13 protein-coding genes are annotated in these 18,232 nt (G+C 69.3%); 6 read left to right on the top strand and 7 right to left on the bottom strand.

The window, feature by feature from the left end; all coding sequences use genetic code 11:
- Positions 1-330: 330 nt before the first annotated feature.
- Positions 331-1,986 carry an energy-dependent translational throttle protein EttA gene (gene ettA / locus LOS8367_RS08910; protein ID WP_085896137.1) on the bottom strand — a complete coding sequence of 552 codons (1,656 nt, stop codon included), beginning with the start codon at positions 1,984-1,986 and terminating at the stop codon, positions 331-333.
- A gap of 126 nt (positions 1,987-2,112) precedes the next feature.
- Between ettA and LOS8367_RS08905 the strand changes: the two genes are divergently transcribed.
- The 5 genes from LOS8367_RS08905 (at position 2,113) to LOS8367_RS08885 (ending at position 6,444) form a co-directional block, all read left to right on the top strand.
- Positions 2,113-3,333 (top strand): AI-2E family transporter, encoded by a 1,221-nt coding sequence (locus LOS8367_RS08905; protein ID WP_242665542.1) that lies wholly within the window; start codon positions 2,113-2,115, stop codon positions 3,331-3,333.
- Between the two features lie 99 nt (positions 3,334-3,432).
- Positions 3,433-4,467 (top strand): L-glyceraldehyde 3-phosphate reductase, encoded by a 1,035-nt coding sequence (gene mgrA, locus LOS8367_RS08900; protein WP_085896136.1) that lies wholly within the window; start codon positions 3,433-3,435, stop codon positions 4,465-4,467.
- Positions 4,468-4,591: 124 nt separating this feature from the next.
- On the top strand, positions 4,592-5,047 hold the full coding sequence (locus LOS8367_RS08895; protein WP_165761424.1) for an A24 family peptidase: 456 nt from the start codon (positions 4,592-4,594) through the stop codon (positions 5,045-5,047).
- A 117-nt stretch (positions 5,048-5,164) separates the two neighbouring features.
- On the top strand, positions 5,165-5,743 hold the full coding sequence (locus LOS8367_RS08890; RefSeq protein ID WP_085896134.1) for a nitroreductase family protein: 579 nt from the start codon (positions 5,165-5,167) through the stop codon (positions 5,741-5,743).
- Entirely contained in the window at positions 5,740-6,444 is a 705-nt protein-coding gene (locus tag LOS8367_RS08885) for an EI24 domain-containing protein (RefSeq protein ID WP_085896288.1), read from the top strand. Before LOS8367_RS08890 ends, LOS8367_RS08885 begins: the two co-directional genes overlap by 4 nt.
- Here the strand turns inward: LOS8367_RS08885 and LOS8367_RS08880 are convergent.
- Together LOS8367_RS08880 and mce are read right to left on the bottom strand one after the other, a co-directional pair.
- Positions 6,434-6,727, bottom strand: a complete 294-nt coding sequence (locus LOS8367_RS08880; RefSeq protein ID WP_085896133.1) for a DUF1467 family protein — start codon at positions 6,725-6,727, stop codon at positions 6,434-6,436. The genes LOS8367_RS08885 and LOS8367_RS08880 overlap by 11 nt on opposite strands.
- A gap of 73 nt (positions 6,728-6,800) precedes the next feature.
- Positions 6,801-7,205 carry a methylmalonyl-CoA epimerase gene (gene mce / locus LOS8367_RS08875; RefSeq protein WP_085896132.1) on the bottom strand — a complete coding sequence of 135 codons (405 nt, stop codon included), beginning with the start codon at positions 7,203-7,205 and terminating at the stop codon, positions 6,801-6,803.
- Between the two features lie 152 nt (positions 7,206-7,357).
- Between mce and LOS8367_RS08870 the strand changes: the two genes are divergently transcribed.
- Positions 7,358-8,077, top strand: a complete 720-nt coding sequence (locus LOS8367_RS08870) for a response regulator (RefSeq protein ID WP_085896131.1) — start codon at positions 7,358-7,360, stop codon at positions 8,075-8,077.
- A gap of 13 nt (positions 8,078-8,090) precedes the next feature.
- Here the strand turns inward: LOS8367_RS08870 and LOS8367_RS08865 are convergent, their stop codons facing one another.
- From LOS8367_RS08865 to LOS8367_RS08850, 4 genes are all read right to left on the bottom strand, one after another.
- Positions 8,091-9,287, bottom strand: a complete 1,197-nt coding sequence (locus LOS8367_RS08865; RefSeq protein ID WP_085896130.1) for a DUF1501 domain-containing protein — start codon at positions 9,285-9,287, stop codon at positions 8,091-8,093.
- Between the two features lie 4 nt (positions 9,288-9,291).
- A complete protein-coding gene (locus LOS8367_RS08860; RefSeq protein WP_085896129.1) occupies positions 9,292-10,668 on the bottom strand; it encodes a DUF1800 domain-containing protein in 1,377 nt (458 codons plus the stop codon).
- 89 nt (positions 10,669-10,757) lie between these two features.
- Positions 10,758-16,334 carry a translocation/assembly module TamB domain-containing protein gene (locus tag LOS8367_RS08855; RefSeq protein WP_085896128.1) on the bottom strand — a complete coding sequence of 1,859 codons (5,577 nt, stop codon included), beginning with the start codon at positions 16,332-16,334 and terminating at the stop codon, positions 10,758-10,760.
- On the bottom strand, positions 16,331-18,160 hold the full coding sequence (locus LOS8367_RS08850; RefSeq protein ID WP_085896127.1) for an autotransporter assembly complex protein TamA: 1,830 nt from the start codon (positions 18,158-18,160) through the stop codon (positions 16,331-16,333). Before LOS8367_RS08850 ends, LOS8367_RS08855 begins: the two co-directional genes overlap by 4 nt.
- Between the last annotated feature and the right edge of the window lie 72 nt (positions 18,161-18,232).

The raw sequence follows: 18,232 nt of genomic DNA, 5'->3' as shown, positions 1-18,232 counted from the left end.
CTTCACCAATCGGTGAATTGAGATCAAGATAACACTCAGGGAAGAAACTGTCTTCTAACTGTCACGTTGGCTCCTTTCCCTGCGTCGATTGCCCGGGGAGTTTGCGATCCAACCGATTGATCCGGTTTTCTTTATGAGATGGCCAAAACCCGCCTATCGGTCGGAGCGGAACGCAGACCGGCGATGGGCTTTCCCGATCTCCGGGGAGGCGCCTAATCCAAACGGCGTATTGCTGTAGAATCATTCTCAAGGCGAACAAAAAAGGGCGGGGTCTGACCCCGCCCATTCGAAATTCCGGAGATCGCGGCGGCCGTGGCCCGCCGCATCGCCTCAGCGGGTGAACTTCTTGAACTTCACCCGCTTCGGCTCGAGCGCGTCGGCCCCGAGGCGACGCTTCTTGTCCTCTTCGTAATCCTCGAAGTTGCCCTGGAACCACTCGACATGCGCCTCGCCCTCGAAGGCGAGGATATGGGTGCAGATCCGGTCGAGGAAGAAGCGGTCGTGCGAGATCACCACGGCGCAGCCCGCAAAATCCACCAGCGCATCTTCGAGCGCACGCAGCGTCTCCACGTCGAGATCGTTGGTCGGCTCGTCGAGCAGCAGCACGTTGCCGCCATCCTTCAAGAGCCGTGCCATGTGCACGCGGTTGCGTTCGCCGCCCGAGAGCAGGCTCACTTTCTTCTGCTGATCGCCGCCCTTGAAGTTGAACGCGCCGCAATAGGCGCGGGAGTTCATCGAGGCATCGCCCAGCTCGATCACCTCGGCGCCGCCGGAGATCGCCTCCCAGACCGTCTCGTCGGGCTTCAAATCGTCGCGGCTCTGATCCACATAGGACAGCTTCACCGTGTCGCCGAACTCGATCTTGCCCTCGTCGGGCTGCTCCTGGCCGGTGAGCATCTTGAACAGGGTCGATTTTCCGGCGCCGTTCGGGCCGATCACGCCGACGATGCCGCCCGGCGGCAGCGAGAAGTCGAGATCCTCGATCAGGAGCTTGTCGCCCATCGCCTTCTTCAGCCCCTCGACCTCGATCACCTTGCCGCCGAGGCGTGGGCCGTTGGGAATGACGATCTGCGCCTTGCCGACACGCTCGCGCTCGGACTGGCTCGCCAGTTCCTCGTAGGCCGCGATCCGGGCCTTCGACTTGGCCTGGCGCGCCTTCTGGCCCTGCCGCATCCATTCCAGCTCGCGCTGCAGCGTGTTCTGCTTGGACTTGTCCTCGCGCGCCTCCTGCTCGAGCCGCTTGGCCTTCTGCTCCAGCCAAGAGGAGTAGTTGCCCTCGTAGGGGATGCCCCGGCCGCGGTCGAGTTCGAGAATCCAGCCGGTGATGTCGTCGAGGAAGTAGCGGTCGTGGGTGACGACGAGGATCGTGCCCTTGTACTCGATCAGGTGGTTCTGCAGCCAGGCGATGGTCTCGGCGTCGAGATGGTTGGTCGGTTCGTCCAAGAGCAGCATGTCGGGCGCTTCGAGCAGCAGCTTGCACAGCGCCACGCGGCGCTTCTCGCCGCCCGACAGGGTGCTGACATCGGCGTCGTCCGGCGGGCAGCGCAGCGCCTCCATCGCGACGTCGATCTGCGCGTCGAGATCCCACAGGTTCTGCGCGTCGATGTCGTCCTGCAGCTTGGCCATCTCCTCGGCGGTCTCGTCCGAGTAGTTCATGGCAAGCTCGTTGTAGCGGTCGAGCACGGCCTTCTTGGCAGCGACGCCCTCCATCACGTTCTCGCGAACGTTCTTGGTCTCGTCGAGCTGCGGCTCCTGCGGCAGGTAGCCGACCTTGGCACCCTCGGCGGCCCAGGCTTCGCCCTGAAAATCCTTGTCGATCCCGGCCATGATCTTGAGCAGGGTGGACTTACCGGCGCCGTTGACGCCGACCACGCCGATCTTCACGCCGGGCAGGAAGTTCAGCCGGATGTTCTCGAAGGTCTTCTTGCCGCCGGGATAGGTCTTGGAGACGCCGTCCATGTGATAGACGTACTGGTAGCTGGCCATCGGGGAACTCCTGTCTGCGATCGGCCCCCCTCATACGCCCGCCCGCCCGGCGTAGCAATCGGGCCCGCGCGGAACCGCCCACCTGCAAGGGACGTTGGGCGGCATCGCGCAGGGGAGTGGCAAAAGGTGGCAACGAGCGAGACGGGCGACAGGCTCCCCGACACCGCGACCGAGGCGGACCTGCCGGACCCAGCGCTGGAACTGGCAGAGAACAGGCTGTCGGAGCTGCGCAAGATCCGCCGGCTGATGCTGTGTTCCTTTCTGCTGGCGGCCTTCACGGCGACCTATTTTGCGCGCGACGTGCTGCTGCCAATTGTGCTGGCGATTCTCCTGACACTGACGCTGCGCCCGCTGGTGCGGGGGCTGCAGCGGATCGGCATCCCGCCGGGCTTCAGCGCGGTGCTGCTGATGCTCGCCATCGGGCTGGGCTTCGCCATCGCGGGCTACTTTCTCTCCGGCCCAATCGGCGAGATGGCGGCGCGGGCGCCGCAGATCGGATCCGAGGTGCAAAGCAAGCTCGCCGGGCTGATGGACCGCTTCGCCTCGATCCAGGAGGTCGGCAAGCAGGTCACCGAGATGGCCGATGCCGCCGGTGCCACCGATGGCGAGGAGAAGGTCGAGGTGGTCGTCGACCAATCCGGCCTGATCCCCGAAGCAGTAGGCAGCGTCGCCTCGATCACCTCGTCACTGGTGGCGGCGATGATCCTGACGCTGTTCCTTCTGGCCTCGGGCGATTTCTACCATCGCCGCATCGTCGAAGCCTCGCCGAAGCTGCACGACAAGAAGCGCGCGCTGACCATTGTGCGCGACGTGGAAAAGCAGATCTCGCGCTATCTGGCCGCGATCACAATGATCAACGCAGGGCTCGGTCTTGCGATTGGCGTCGCGCTGTGGATCCTCGGCCTGCCGATGCCGCATGTCTGGGGCACGCTGGCCTTCCTTCTGAACTTCATGCCCTTCATCGGCGCGATCATCGGTACCGCCGCGGTGGGCGCCTTCGCGCTGGTGTCGTTCGACAGCGTGCCCTACGCGCTGCTGGCGCCGCTGTCCTACTTCGCCCTGACCACCATCGAGGGTAACTTCGTCACGCCCATGCTGGTCGGCCGCAGGCTCGAGCTGAACATCGTCTCGGTCTTCGTCACGGTGGCGTTCTGGATCTGGCTCTGGGGCGTGCCGGGCGCGGTGCTGGCGGTACCGTTCCTCGTGGTGGTGAAGGCGATCTGCGACAACGTGCCCTCGCTCAAGGCATTCGGCAGCTTCCTGTCGGGCGATCCGGCAATGCGAACCGACGATCAAGCGGCCGAGAATGGCCACCGGCCCGAGAAGCGGTCCACGCGCCCTGCCTGATGCGGCCTGACCCGGTTTGACACCCGCCGAAACCGCGGCCTAGGCTCTGGCGCGACGCCGGGGCCGGGAGATGGCGCCGGTCCAGAGGAGATCCACGAGATGAGCTATACCCCGAGCCCCGACCGCTACGAGCGGATGGTCTATCGCCGCTGCGGCCGGTCCGGCCTCAAGCTGCCCGCCGTCAGCCTCGGGCTGTGGCACAATTTCGGCGACGACACCCCGCACCAGACCAAGCGCGAGATCTGCCGCACGGCCTTCGACCACGGCATCACGCATTTCGACCTCGCCAACAATTACGGCCCCGAGCCGGGCGCCGCCGAGAGCGCCTTCGGAGAGATCCTGAAGACCGATTTCGCCGGTTATCGCGACGAGATGATCATCTCGTCGAAAGCCGGTTATCACATGTGGGACGGCCCCTATGGCGAGTGGGGCAGCCGCAAGTACCTGATCGCGTCCTGCGACCAGTCGCTCAAGCGGATGGGGCTCGATTACGTCGACATCTTCTATTCCCACCGCTTCGATCCCGAGACTCCGCTCGAGGAGACGATGGGCGCGCTCGATCACATCGTGCGCTCGGGCCGCGCGCTCTATGTCGGGATCTCGAGCTACAACTCCGAGCGCACCCGCGAGGCGGCGGCGATCCTGAAGGATCTCGGCACGCCCTGCGTGATCCACCAGCCGAGCTACAATATGCTCAATCGCTGGGTCGAGCATGACGGGCTCAAGGACACACTGACCGAACTCGGCATCGGCTCCATCGCCTTCACGCCGCTGGCGCAGGGCATGCTGACCAAGAAGTATCTCGGCGGCATCCCCGAGGACAGCCGCGCCGCGCAGGACAAGTCGCTGTTCCCGTCGATGCTCACCGAGAAGGCGATCGGCAACATCCGCAAGCTCAACGAGATCGCCGAGGCGCGTGGCCAGACGCTGGCGCAGATGGCGATCGCATGGGTGCTGCGCGAGGGCGGCATCACCACGGCGCTGATCGGCGCCTCGAAGCCGAGCCAGGTGATCGACTGCGCCGGCGCGGTCGGCAATCTCGACTTCACCGCCGACGAGTTGGCGAAGATCGACGAATATGCCGACGAGGAGCAGATCAACCTCTGGGCCCGCTCCGCCGAGATCGAGGGCTGAGGCGACACCGGCGGGGCGCGTTGCCACGAACGCGCCCCGCTTTGGCCCACGAATCCCCTCTCCGGCCGGGCAGAGTGGCTTTCGGGGCCGCGCATCGGGCGCGGACCGAGCCGGAGACGAGCCGATGCAGGACCTGCCGCTGATACTTGCCGCGCCGCTGATGGCCGCGATGATCTGGACCGACCTGCGACACATGCGGATCCCCAACATGCTGGTGGGCGCGGTGGCGCTGCTCGGGATCGGCTGCGCGATCTTCGGGCTGATGCCGGATCTCGGGATGCGGCTGATCGCCGGAGGCGCGGTCTTCGTCGCGGGGCTCGGGCTCTTTGCCATCGGCACAATGGGCGGCGGCGACGTGAAGATGCTGGCGGTGCTGGTGCCCCTGATCCCGCCCGAGGCGTTGTCCAGCTTCGCGGTGCTTCTCTCGGCCACGATGCTGGCCGGTGTGCTGCTGCTGACCGGGGCGCGCCGTGTCGCGGGCGGGCCGGAATCGGCATGGGTCAGCCTGCGCGCCACGGGCCGCTACCCGCTCGGCCTCTCGATCGCCACGGCGGCGATGATCCTGCCGCTGGCGATCTGACCCGGGCACGCGGTCCCGCCTGAGCGGGTCGCGGCTTCGCTTGGCATCTCGGGCGGTACCTTTTCCCCGGCGGCGATCTGCGGCAGGAAGGGCGCGACCAAGCCTTCCGGAGACGACATGCCCGATCCCAACCCGCAGGCGCTCGATTTCCTGCTGACACGCCGCTCCCGCCCCGCCAAGACGCTGACCGCGCCCGTGCCCTCGCGCGAGGAGCTGCTGCCGCTGCTCACCGCCGCGCTGCGGGTCCCGGATCACGGCAAGCTCGAACCGTGGCGGCTCATCGTGCTGGAAAAGCCGGCGCTCGCGCGGCTGGCGGCGCGCGTGCCCGCCCGCGCCGAGGCGCTGGGTATCGATGAGGGCAAGCGTGACAAGGCGGTGGCGCAGTTCCGCGACGCCGATCTCGCCGTTGCGGTGATCTCTGCCCCGAAGCAGAGCGACAAGGTGCCCCGGATCGAACAGGTTCAATCGGCAGCCTGCGTCTGCCTGTCGCTCCTGAACGCGGCGCTGGCGGCGGGCTGGGGCGCGAACTGGCTCACCGGCTGGCCCAGCCACGACCCGGAATTCTGCCGCGAGGGGCTGGGGCTGGCCGAGGGCGAGAGCGTCGCAGGCCTGATCCATATCGGCACCGAGACCGTGGCGGCGCCGGAACGGCCGCGCCCCGACGTGATGGCGCTGACGGAGTGGCGCTCGGCATGATCCTGACGGATTTCATGCGCGCCTTGGCGCAGATGTTCGACCCGCGATTTCGCCGGGTACTCTGGCTCGGCATCGGGCTGTCGGCGGGCCTCTTGGTGGCGTTCTATGCCGGGCTTCTGGCGCTGGTCGGGCTGTTCGCGCCCGACAGCGTGACGTTGCCTCTGATCGGCGAGGTGGCCTGGATCGACGATGCGCTGGGCTGGGGCTCGCTGTTGCTGATGCTCGGCCTGTCGGTGTTCCTGATGCTGCCCGTGGCCTCGATGATGAGCGGCTTCTTCCTCGAAGAAGTGGCCGGTGCGGTCGAGGCCCGGCACTATCCCGGCCTGCCGCCCGCCCGCACGATCCCGCTGGCGGACCAGATCCGCGACACCTTCGCGTTCCTCGCGGTGCTGGTGCTCGTGAACGTCGCGGCGTTCGCGGTGAGCCTCGCCTTTCCGCCCGCCGCGCCCTTCCTGTTCTACGGGGTCAATGGTTGGCTGCTGGGGCGCGAGTATTTCCAGGTCGCGGCAATGCGGCGCGAGGGCCGGGCGGGGGCGCATGCCATGCGCCGGCGTCATCCGCTGCGGATCTGGGGCGCGGGCTGCCTGATGGCGGTGCCGCTAACGGTGCCGGTGGTCAACCTGCTGGTGCCGGTGCTGGGCGCGGCCACCTTCACGCATCTCTATCACCGGCTGGCGCGGCGACGGCCCGCTACTCGCTGACCAGCGGGCCGTTGGCCGGGGCCATGCGGCCGAACACGTCGATATCGCGCACCGTGACGCCGCTCCACAGGATGAAGGCCGAGAGCGCGGCCCAGATCGGCACCGCCCAGAGCGTGGTGATCTTCGCCTTGCGACCCAGCCGGAAATCGGCCGGGGCCGAGGCATGGGTGCCGGGCACCGTCTCGCCCGCATCGCCCTGGGTGACGAGCCGCAGCGGCAGCACGATGAAGAACACCATGAACCATGTCACGGCGAAGAGCACGAAGGCGGCGGTGATGGTCATGGCATCTCCACGGGGACCGTCCCCCTGTTATATTTCATCTCAGGTCGTGCGGGCCGTCGGCCCCGCCTCTCGGTCAGACCTGTTCGATCTCGATCAGGCAGCCGTCGAAATCCTTGGGGTGCAGGAACAGCACCGGCTTGCCATGGGCGCCGGTCTTGGGGTTGCCGTCGCCCAGCACCCGCGCGCCTTCGGCCACGAGCCGGTCGCGCGCCGCGTGGATGTCCTCCACCTCGTAGCAGATGTGGTGCATGCCGCCCGAGGGGCTCTTTTCAAGAAACCCCGTGATGGGCGAGGCCTCGCCCAGCGGTTCCATCAGCTCGATCTTGCTGTTGGGCAGTTCCACGAAGACCACGCGGACGCCATGCTCCGGCAGCGCCTGCGGCGCGCTGACCTGCGCACCGAGCGACCGGGCATAGCGGTCGCGCGCGGCGGCAAGGTCGGGCACGGCGATGGCGACATGGTTGAGGCGACCGATCATCGGAAAGCTCCTGCTGGCATGGGGGCGATATGGCGGCTCGGACCCGGTGGCGCAACCGCGCGGATCGTCGCGGCTTAAGACGGGATTCACCCTGTCCGGCGAGACTGCCCGAAGCAAGGGTCCTTCGGGCCCGACCCCAAAGGGAGCCCAGCATGCCGGTCAACATCACCTTTCCCGGCGCGCGCGCGCCCACCGCGGACAGGCCGCTGCTCGGGCTGACCGTGCTGCTGGTCGAGGACAGCCGCTTCGCCTGCGAGGCGATGCGCCTTTTGTGTCTGCGATCCGGCGCCCGGATTCGCCGCGCCGACAGCCTGCACAACGCCCGCCGCCACCTGCGGGGCTACCGCCCCGACGCGGTGATCGTCGATCTCGGCCTGCCGGACGGCTCGGGGATCGAGTTGATCCTCGAACTGGCGCAGGCCACCCCGCGGATCGACATGCTGCTGGCCACCTCCGGTGATCCGGATGGCGAAGCGCCGGCGCGCGCGGCCGGGGCGGACGGCTTTCTCGCCAAGCCGATCGGCCGGCTGGGCGAGTTCCAGCAGGCGCTGCTGGCGCATGTGCCGCCGGATCGCCGCCCCGGGGGGCTGGGATGTCTTCCGGTCGGGGAGGAGGTGCACCCCGATCCGGTGGCGTTCCGCGACGATCTGGCGCTGGCGGCCCAGCTGATGCGGCATGGCCGCTCGGACGAGCGGGTCATGGCCTATCTGGCGCAGTTCCTCGCAGGGGTGGCGAAGGCCGCGGGCGATACGAAGCTCTGCGCGGCGGCCGAGGCGCTGTCCGTCGCGCGGCAGGGGGGCGCGGCGGGCCCCGCCTTCGACCGGCTGGCGGCGCTGGTCGAGGGTCGGCTCGCGGCGCCGGCGGCGCTTTGAGCCATGCCGCCGCTCAGGCGAACAGCCCCGGATCGGCGCCAAGTTCGAGCCCCGGGAAAACCGATCCCTCGATCATCGACCGGTCGAGGCCGAACAGGCCGCGCATCACCCAGCCCGCATGGGCGCGCAGATCGCGCGTCGGCATCAGGTCGCGCCGGTCGTAGAGCGCGGCCTCGGACAGGCCGGGCCAGTCGCCCAGCACCCGACTTCCGCGCAGCGCGCCGCCGGCATAGAGCATCGCGCCGCCGGTGCCGTGATCGGTGCCCTTCGTGCCGTTTTCGCGCGCGGTGCGGCCGAACTCGGTCACGCAGAGCACCGCGGTCTTCTCCCATGCGGCGCCCAGCCCCGCCTCCAGCGTCAACAACGTGTCGGTGAGCCGCCCCAGCGCCCGCTCCAGCCCGACCGACTGCCGTTCATGGGTGTCCCATCCGGTGAGCGAGAAGCTGGCGATCCGGCTGTCGCCCCGGAGCCGCGAGGCCGCGAACTCGGCCAGCCGTACGTGGTCGCCGCGCAGCGCCTCGTTCCCGTTGCCGCCCATCGCCGCGGCTTGGCCGGTTTCTTCGGCGGCGAGGCTGTCGACGATGTCCATCGCCTCGGCCACGGCGTCGCGGAACAGCGGATCGTCATGGGTCACCAGTTCCAGCAGCCGGCGCCCCTGCGGGGTCAGTTCCAGCCGCGCCTCGGGCGACCAGCGCGTCGTCGCGGCGCGGCCCGACAGGATCAGCATCTCCTCGCGGCCGATCGCATAGGCGGTCTCGGCAGAGAGGCCGGGAATCGTCTGCAGCATCCGGTTGAGCCAGCCATCGGCCCCCGCCTGGCCCGGCGTCCCGGCTTCGAGCAGGTCCTGCCCGTCGAAATGGCTGCGCTTGTCGCGATAGGGTGTCGAGACGGCGTGCACGGCGCCGAACTCCCCGCGCTTCCACATCGGGGCCAGCTGGTCGAGCGCCGGATGCAGCGCGTAGAACCCTGCATCGATGGCGCCGGGATCGGATTGGACTGCCAGCGTCGGGCGCAGCGCTGCGAGGGCCGGATCGCCCACGGGGCGCACCACGTCGAGCCCGTCCATTGCCCCGCGCAGCACGATCACGACGAGCCGGTTCTCCCACGGCGCGCTGGCGAAGGCCATCGGCGTCAGCAGTGGGCTCGCCGCGGCGGAGCATCCCAGTGCGAGGCCGCCGCGCAGCACGGAGCGTCTGTCGATCCCGGTCATGCCGTCATCTCCTCTGGAAGGCGGGGCTGGACAGCACCACGCCGATCGCCTCGGCGCGGCTTTCGGCGGCGCGGGCTGCGAAGACCAGCGCCTCCGGCGCGTCCGCGCCCACGGCCACCCGCACGAAGGCGCGCGGGTCGGGCAGGTCGTCGAGCAGCGCCGATGGCGTGTTCATCGCCCAGTCGATCCGCGCGGCCATACCATGCGGGGTGACCCAGGCCTCGGCGGCCTCAGACCAGCCATCGGGGCCGGGCGGCCGTTCCCAAGGCTGCCCCATTCGCATCAGGGGCTGGTACAGCTGCCGCCTGAGATCGGGCGTGCCAAGCCCCGCGATCGCCTGCGGGGCCACACCGAGCGCCCGCAGCGCGCTCTGCACGAAACCGTAGGGCTGCTTGATCTTGCGCGGCTCCGGTGCCCAAGCGGCGGGGTGTTCCAGAAGCGTCGCGGTAACCGCAAGAAGGTCACCACGGCTGTCGCGCCAGACCGTTTCGAGCGTAGCCACCAGCGCCTCATCGGGATCGTCGGCCACGAAATGCACCGCGATTTTGCGCGCCATGTGACGGGCGGTGGCGGGATGACGCGCCAGCATCCTGAGCGCCTCGCGGATCGTGTCGAAGCTGGCGCGGTCGGAAAAGGTCGTGCCGAGCACGGTTTCGGCGCCGGGCTCGGCCCGGTCCGGACGGTATTCCAGGCCGCGCGCGGGGCTCCAGCTCAGTCCGGTGAGCAGCTCGGCCAGCTCGCGCACGTCGGTCTGGTCATAGGGACCGTCCACACCCACCGTGTGCAGCTCCAGAAGCTCGCGCGCGAGATTCTCGTTCAGCCCGCCGCCGCGGCGCCCGGCGCGGCTGTTCGGCCCGGTCGATCGCGCCTGATCCAGATATGCGAGCATCGCCGGATGGGTGGTGACGGCGATCAGCAGCTCCTCGAAGGGGGCGGCGACGCGCGGCCGGATCGCCTCCTCGACATAGGGGGTGATCAGGTGACGCCAGGCCTGCACTTGTGCCCGCGTGGTGAAGTGATCGGCCCAGAACCGCACCAGCCGCTCGTGCAGCCCGCCTTCCGGCGCCGCGACGCCGCGGGCAAGACTGGTCGCGAAATTGCGCCAGGCAAGCGCGCGCGCCGCGGCGCTTAGCTTGTTCTGCGCATCGCGCGCGGCCTTCTCCTGCGCGCTGCCGCGGGCCGCGCGCTTGGCACGGCCGGCCTCGTACCATTCGACCAGGGTGGGCCGCGCCTCGCCAAAGGAGGGGATCGGAAATTGTCTGGCGATCTCGTCACGCCCGCTTAGCGGTCGCAGCATCGCCGCGACGCTCTCGGGGGGCGGTTGCACCGGCGACAGGCCGGTGCCGAAGCGGATGGCGGCACGGAGCGGGTCGAAGGGCACGGGCGAATCCTTCTCGGTATCTGCCGATCATATAGGCAGGCGCAGCCCCGGGCGTGAGCCCCGCCGCGCACGCGCGGCGGGAATCCGCCTCAGTAGTCGCGCTCGAAGAAGATCCCGAGCGAGGTCTCGCCATCGCTGCTGACACGGCCCTGCGCCGTGATGTCGTCGGTCACGTCGAGGTTGAGGTTGATCGAGGTCTGGTCGGTGCCGACGGTGACATCGGTATAGACGTTCTCGGAGAGGTACTTGCCGGCGCGCACGGCGGCATTGCCCTCGTCGTCGGTGGTGATGTCGAGATCGTCGAGGCCGGTATCGGCCCGGAAATCATCGATCAGCCCGCCGCCGCCGGTGCCCGCCAGCGTGCCCACGGCCGCCGCGAGCTGCACCGCCTGCAGCGGCGAGAGCGAGGTGATGTCGCGCCCGAAGATGAGCTGGGCCAGCACCTCGTCCTGCGGCAGGTCGGGCGTCGATTCGAACCGCACCTCGGGCTCGCTCGCCGGGCCTTCGATGATGATCCGCACCTGCGTGCCGGTCGCGGCCTCGGTGGTGGCCACCAGCCGGATGAAGGGGCTGAAATCGCCTTGCAGATAAGCACCGCCCTCGTCGAGCTCGAAGCGCTGCTGCAGGATGTCGAGCCGGCCGCGGATCAGTTCGAACTCGCCCACGGGGATCACCTGGTTGGTGGTGCCGCTTATCTCCAATTCGCCGCCTAGCTCGGCGTCGAGGCCACGGCCGCGGATGAAGATGCGCGACGGCGCGCTGATGGTCACGTCGAGCCCGTAGCCCGGGCCGGAGGGCCCATCGACCTCGGCCGCGCTTTCGCCGATCTCGACCCCGGCGATGCTCAGCCCGGCCCGCGTCAGCGTGCGCTGCACCTCCTGCGGCGCGTTGACGTGACGCACCTCCGGCAGGTCGCCCAGGGCGCCGATGCCGGATGACGGCACCTGGATCTCGGTCTCGCCCAAGGCGACCAGCCCGGAGATCAGCGCCCCGCCCGCCAGCGGGCCGGTGATGCTCAGCCGCCCGTCGGCGGTGGTCTGGTAGAGTTCGGGGTCGCGCAGTTCCAGATCGTCCAGCGTGATGACCAGATCGGCGTCGAAGCCGCCGGCCAGTGCGACGGGACCGGAGACGCCGATCCGGCCGCCCTTTTCCAGAGCCGCGGCGAGCGACAGCTCTGCCCGATCGCCTGAAAGGCGGATGGTGGTGTCGATGTCCTGCACCGTGAGGCCCACGGTCGGTACCGCGAGCTCGGCACCGGCGGTGGAGATGGTGCCGGTGACCGAGGAAAGGGCAGGGGGCCCCTCGACCGAGAGGTCGAAGCGCGCGGTGCCGTCGAGACGGCGCGGCTCGATCAGGTCGTTGACGAGGCCGAGCTGCGCCTCGCCCGTCACGTCGAGATCGAGCGTGCCGTTAGAGAGGTAGCGCCCCGAGACATCCGCCGAGGTGCCGCCCGGCCCGGTGGCCGAGACGTCCAGATCGAGATCGCCTGCCGCGTTGCGCGCGGCCGTGCCCGAGGCCGTGACGGGCCCCGAGAAATCGGGGGTGAAGAGGCCGATATCGTTCAGCCGCGCCTCGAAGCTGGCGCTCTGATTGCTGCCCGATCCGGTGGCATCGGCCTGCACCGAAAAGGCCGGGAAGCTGATGTCGAGATCCTGCACCGCGATCTCGCCCGGGGCGTCGCGGCTCAGTCGGGCATCGATCGAGCCGGTGCCGTCGAGCAGCCGCGCGGCCGCCTCGACGCCGATGTCGAGATTGGCGGCCTGGCCGTCGATGGTGACGTCGAAGGCCGAGAGATCCGGCATCACGCTGCCCGCGGCGTCGAGATCGACGCTGCCGCCCAAGGGGCGTCCCGCGAGCTGCGAGAAGGGGGCGAGCGACGCGACCTCGGTCGCGGCGCTGAAGGTGATCCGGCGGCCCTGCGCCTCCGGCGCGACGCGGCCCGTGGCGGCGATGTCGGTGCCCTGAGCGCGGCCGGTCACGTCGAAATCGATGCCGCCCGCGGCGTCGCCCGATGCATTGGCCGAGAGGGTGGCGGGGCCCGACAGGCCCGGCGCGAAGGGCGCGATCTCGGTCAGCTCGATATCCACATCGCCGGTGGGCAGCCCGTCGGTCACGGTGGCCTCGCCCATGGCGCGGATCTGTGGGTTCACCAGCGTGAAGCGGGGCAGGGCGAAGTCCTGCGGGCCGGAACGGATCACCTGCGCGTCGAGCACCGTCTCGCCTGCGAGCAGCGGGTCGAGCTGATCGATGCCGGTGGTCACGTTCGAGGTCGTGCCGTCGAGCGTCACGTCGAAGCGTGACAGGTCGGCGCTCGCGGTGCCGTTGGCCCTGAGGTCGACCGCGCCCGAGAGGGGGCGGCCCGCCAGAGTGCCGATGGGGGCGAGGTCGTCGATGTCGATGTCGAGATCGAAATCGCCCGTGCCGTTCTCGATCGTGGCAGAGCCCGTGACGTTGAGGCCCTCGGAGGCGACGCGCAGGTCCTCGACCAGCAGGTCCTCGGGGCCGGTGCGCACCGCGTGGCCCGAGAGCGTCAGTTCGCCGCCGAACAGCTCGTCCGCCTCCGCCGTGCCGGTCGAGAGGTTGGTGGCGCGGCCGTCGAGGGTCACGTCGAAGGTCGAGGCGTCAAGCGCGGTGGAGCCTTGCGCGCTGAGCTGTGCTTCGCCTGCAAGCGGACGGTCCACCGCCTCGCCCACGGCGGAGAGATCGCGCGCGTCGAGGTCGAGGTCGAATTCGGCCAGCCCCTCGACCACCTCGGCGCGGCCCGCCGCGGCAAGGACGGGGCCGTCGAGCTTCAGATCCTCGACCGAGAAACTGTCCGGCCCGGTGCGGGTGGCTTGGCCCGAAAGCGCGACGCGGCCTTGAAGCAACGGATCGGCTTGGGCGATGCCGGTGACGAGATCGGTGGTCACGGCGTCGAGCGTGAGGTCGGCGGCGGAGCCGTCGGTCTCGGCCGTGCCGGCCGCATAGAGCCGTGCGGCGCCGGAGATCGGCCGGTCGAGCGCTTCGCCTAAAGGTGCGAGGTCCGAGGCCTCGGCCTCGATATCGAATGTCGCGGTGGTGCCGTCGAGGGCCGCGTCGCCACTGGCCCGGATCCAAGGGGCCGAGAGCACGAGATCCTCGACCGAGAAGGCCATCTCGCCGGTGCGGACCGCGTGGCCGGCGATCTCGACCCGGCCACGCAGCAGCGGGTCGGCCTGCTCGATGCCGGTGACAAGATCGGTGGCGCTGGCGTTGAGCGTGATGTCGGCCTCGGAGAGATCGGTCTGCATCGAGCCCGCCGCCGAGATGTCGATCGCGCCCGAGAGCGGCATCTCAACCGCCTCGCCCACCGGGCCGAGATCGGATGCAGCCGCATCGATGTCGAAGGTCGCGGTGCCGCCGTTCAGCTCGGCGCGCCCTGAGGCCCGGAGGCTCTGCGAGGTCATGTCGAGATTCTCGACGCGGAAACTCTCTGGGCCCGAGCGCAGGGCGCGGCCCGACAGCGTCGCCTGTCCCCGCAGCAGCGGGTCGGCTTGGGCGACGCCGGTGACGAGATCGGTGGTCTCGGCGTCGATCACGAGGTCGAAGGTCGAGGCGTCGGGCGCGAGCGTGCCCTCGGTCGAGAAGACCGCCGCACCGGAGAGATCGCGGCCCGCGATCGAGGAGAAGGGCGCGATGTCGCGCAGGTCGGCGGTCATGTCGAGCGTGACCTGCCCGCCTTCCTCCTCGGGGGCCTGGGTCGCGTCGATCACGGCACGGCCATTGGGCAGTTCGGCCACCACGTCGGCGCGGGTCACGCCGGCCGCATCGCGCGAGGCGGTGCCGGTGAGGGTCGCGGGGCCCTCGACCCCGTCGAGCGCGAGGCCCGCATTCTCGACCGAGATGTCAAAGCGGGCCTCGGAGGCGCCGGAGGTGATGTCGGCCTCGGCGGTGGCGGTCAACTCAGGCGTGGTGATCGCCAGATTCTCGACCCGGGTGCCGGTCTCGTCCCGCGCGGCCCGGAGCGCGATCTCGCCCGCGCCGCCGATATAGGGGTCGAGCGGCTCGAGCCCGAGCGCGAGGTCCTGCGTGGTCCCCGACAGGGTTACGTCGAAGATCCCGTCGAGCGGGCGGATCGTGCTGTCGATGTCGAGATCGGCGGCACCGGCCAAATCGAGACCGGTGAGGCCCGAGAACCGCTCCAGCCGCTCGGCGGCAAGCTCCACGGTCGAGCTGGTTTCGAAGCCGTTCTCGGAGCCGGCGACGGTGCCGGTGGCATTGAGCGCGATGCCCGGCCCGTCGAGCGTGACGCGGTCGATAGTAACCGGGCCTTCGCCGTCGCGTTCGAGCACGATTTCGCCTGCGATCTGCTCGCCCAGCGCCTCGGCGAGATCCTCGTCGTCGAATTGCAGCCCGCGCGCGGTGTAGTCGATATCGGCGGTGAACAGGCTCGGCGCGGCGTCGCTTTCGCGCACGATCACGCCGCCGCCCTGCACTGTGAATTGCGGGATCGTCAGCCCGGGACGCGCGAAATCGCGGGCGGTCAGGTCGATCACCCATTGGTCGCCGGTACTGGCGTCGAATTGCAGCGCCAGGTCCGCGCCGCCGATCCGGGTCTCGCCACCGGCCACGGGCAGGACGACCGGGCCGCCATCCTCGCTGCCGATGCTGCCATTGAGATCGAAGCTCTCGGGCCAGCCATCGGCGCCGATTCGGGCCGAGCCGTCGAGCGTGAGTGCCTGCGCCTCGATCGAAAGCCGCGACAGCGCCAGCGCGCCATCGGCGCCGCGCGATCCGGTTACGGCGAGCCCGACATCGGGGCCGAAGAACTCGGCATAGTCGGGCGCGATCAGCGGCGTCACGTCGCCATCCACGTCGAGCGAGAAGGCCAGCGGCGCGGTGCCACCCTCGGGCGTTTCGCCCCGGTCGAGCGCGAAATCGCCGCTGATCCGCGGCTGCCCGTCGGTGGCCAGCGAGATCGCCGCGTCGAAATCGTCGATCGGCCCCGCGCCCTCGACCCTGAGCGCCACCGAAGGGCGGCCGGGCAGGTCGAGCGCCCTCGCGGCGATGCCGTTCTCGGCCTCTTCCAGCGCCAGCGTCAGGTCCAAGAGGCGGCTGTCATTGGAATAGCTGCCCGAGAGTTCGAAGCGGCCGGTTTTCTCGCCCAGCCGCTCGGCGGTCAGTTGCGCCTCGCCCTCGCCGCCCGCAAGCTGCGCCGAGCCCTGCACTGTGAGCGCGACTTCCTCGTCGAGAAACGCCTCGCCCAGCACCAGCCGGTCGATCGAGAGATCGTCGAGCCGGATCGAGACCGGCAGTTCGGGCAGCGAGAATGGCGAAGCCTCGGCCGCGGGCGCCTCTTCGGCACCGGCCACTGGCGGCCGGGTCAGCTCGATCAGCTCGGCCGAAAGTTCCTCGACCTCGAGCCTGCCGCGCAGCAGCGCCGAGCGATTCCAATCGAGCACGAGGTTCTCGGCCCTGAGCCAGACGCCCTCCTCGTCGGCGATGGTCATCACCTCGATCGAGGCGGCGGAGCTGAGCGCGCCCTGAAAGCCGGTGATGATCACTTCGCGACCGGCGCCCGAGAGGTTGTCCTCGATCAGCCCGGTGAGAAAGCCGCGGTCGCGATCGGCCTGCTCCTCCTGCGCGGGGAGCATGGTCGGCGCGACGGTGGCGATGGTGATGGCGGCGGCGCGGGAGAGCTGTTTCAAAACGACTGTCCTATTCCGATATAGACATGGACGCTCTGATAGGCGTCGTCGCCGGTGACCGGCGTCGCGAGGTCGAGCCGCACCGGCCCGATCGGCGTTGCATAGCGAATGCCCGCCCCGGCACCGGCCTGGAAGTCGCCCTCGCCATCCGGCAGGGCGTCGGCCTCGACATAGCCGATGTCGTAGAATCCCACGGCGCCGATCTTCTCGGTCACGTCGAACCTCGCCTCGAGTTGGGCGCCGGCAAAGCTCTTGCCCCCCGAGCTGACCTCGACCGGGCCGTCGCCGAAATCGCGCGTGTAGGTGACGCCGAGCGACTGGTAGTCATGGCCGCGCACGGTGCCGCCGCCGCCCGAGTAGAACAGGTAATCGGCGGGGCTGTCCTCGAGGCTCGAGAGCAGCACCGAGCCGAGCTGGCCGCGCGCGGCCAGCGTCAGCCGCTCGGTCTCGCCGAAGCTGCGATAGGCGCGCGTGTCGACATAGAGCCGGAGCCCGTCATCGCTGCCGGTCACGCCGAGAAAGGGGGTCACCTCGACATCGACGAAATAGCCGTTCTGGGCATCGAGCGCGGCGTCGCGCCGATCCAGCGTCGCGTCGAGCGGCAGGGTCAGCAGCGTATAGTCGCGAACCCGCGCATCGGTTTCCTCGCGCGCGGTCAGGATGCCGATGGCACCGGAGTAGGTCAGCGTCTCGTTGACATAGCGCGACAGGCCGATCTCGGCGCTGAACTGGTCGAGCAGGTAGTCGATCTCGTCCTCGCGCTTGAGCTCGGCCTCGGCAAAGAGGTCGACATCGGCACGGAACGTGGCGGGACGGTTGAAGCTGGCGCCGAGCCGGTAATCGGCGCCGCCCGAGCCGGTGACGCCGGGCACCTCGCCCTCGATGCCCGAGATCTCGCCCTCGATGCGCAGCCGTTCGGCCCCGCCCAGAAGGTTGCGGTGCATCCAGAAGGCCGAGAGGCCCAGGCCCTCGACAGTGGAGACCTCGGCGCCGAAGCCGATCCGCCGCGGCAGCGCCTCGGTCACCGTCAGCTCGAAGGGCAGGGTGTTGTCCGGGCCGATCTCCTCGCTCTCGATGAAGGCCACCGAATCGAAGGCGCCGGTGCGGCGCAGCCGGGTCGCGGCGAAATCGAGATCCTCGGGATCGTAGACCCGGCCCGTCGGCAGGTCGGCGATGGCGCGGATCCGCTCCTCGCGCACATCCTCGTTGCCGGTCACGGTGAGCGCACCGAAACGCAGCCGCGGCCCCGGCGCCAGGCGCACGGCGGCGTCGAGCCGCTCGGTCACGTGGTCGGCGACGATCTCCTGATCCGCGACCTCCGCCTTGGCGAAGCCCACCGCCTCCCATGCCTCGACCCCGGCGCGCGCGGCGGCCCGCACCGATTCGGCGCGCGCGGTCTCGCCGGTGGCAAAGCTTTCGGGCAGCTCGGTGTCGGGGGCGAGCGGCGCGATCTCGGTGCGACCGAAGGTGAAGCGCGGCCCCTGGCTCACCCGGATCGCGATGTCGTCGATCCGCGCCGGCGCGTCGAGCGGCGCGAGGGCCGCCGCCTCCTCGCCATTGACGAGAATCGAGATCGTGCCGCCGAAATAGCCTTGGGAATAAAGCCCGGTCAGCAGCCGCCGGTAATCGGCCCGGGCGGCGGCGACGTAATCCTGCGGGGTCGGGTTCTCGTCATCCTTGAGCGCCACTAGCAGCGAGGAATTCTCCAGCACGCTTTCGAGTTCGTCATCGGCGACGTCGATCTCGAAACGGACATCTTGGCCCAGCGCGGCGGATGTCGACAGGGCGAGAACCGACAGGCCGGTCAACACGGCGATATGGCGCAACTTCGATGTCCTCCCGGCGAACCGCTCTTTATTCGTGGCGCGGTCTGGGCCGGGCCTTGGCCCTATTGCTAT

Origin of the sequence: Limimaricola soesokkakensis (genome assembly GCF_900172345.1) — a bacterium.
Taxonomy (GTDB): domain Bacteria; phylum Pseudomonadota; class Alphaproteobacteria; order Rhodobacterales; family Rhodobacteraceae; genus Limimaricola; species Limimaricola soesokkakensis.
The sequence above is the reverse complement of the archived record's forward strand: the minus strand, read 5'-3'. Positions and strand labels throughout refer to the sequence as shown.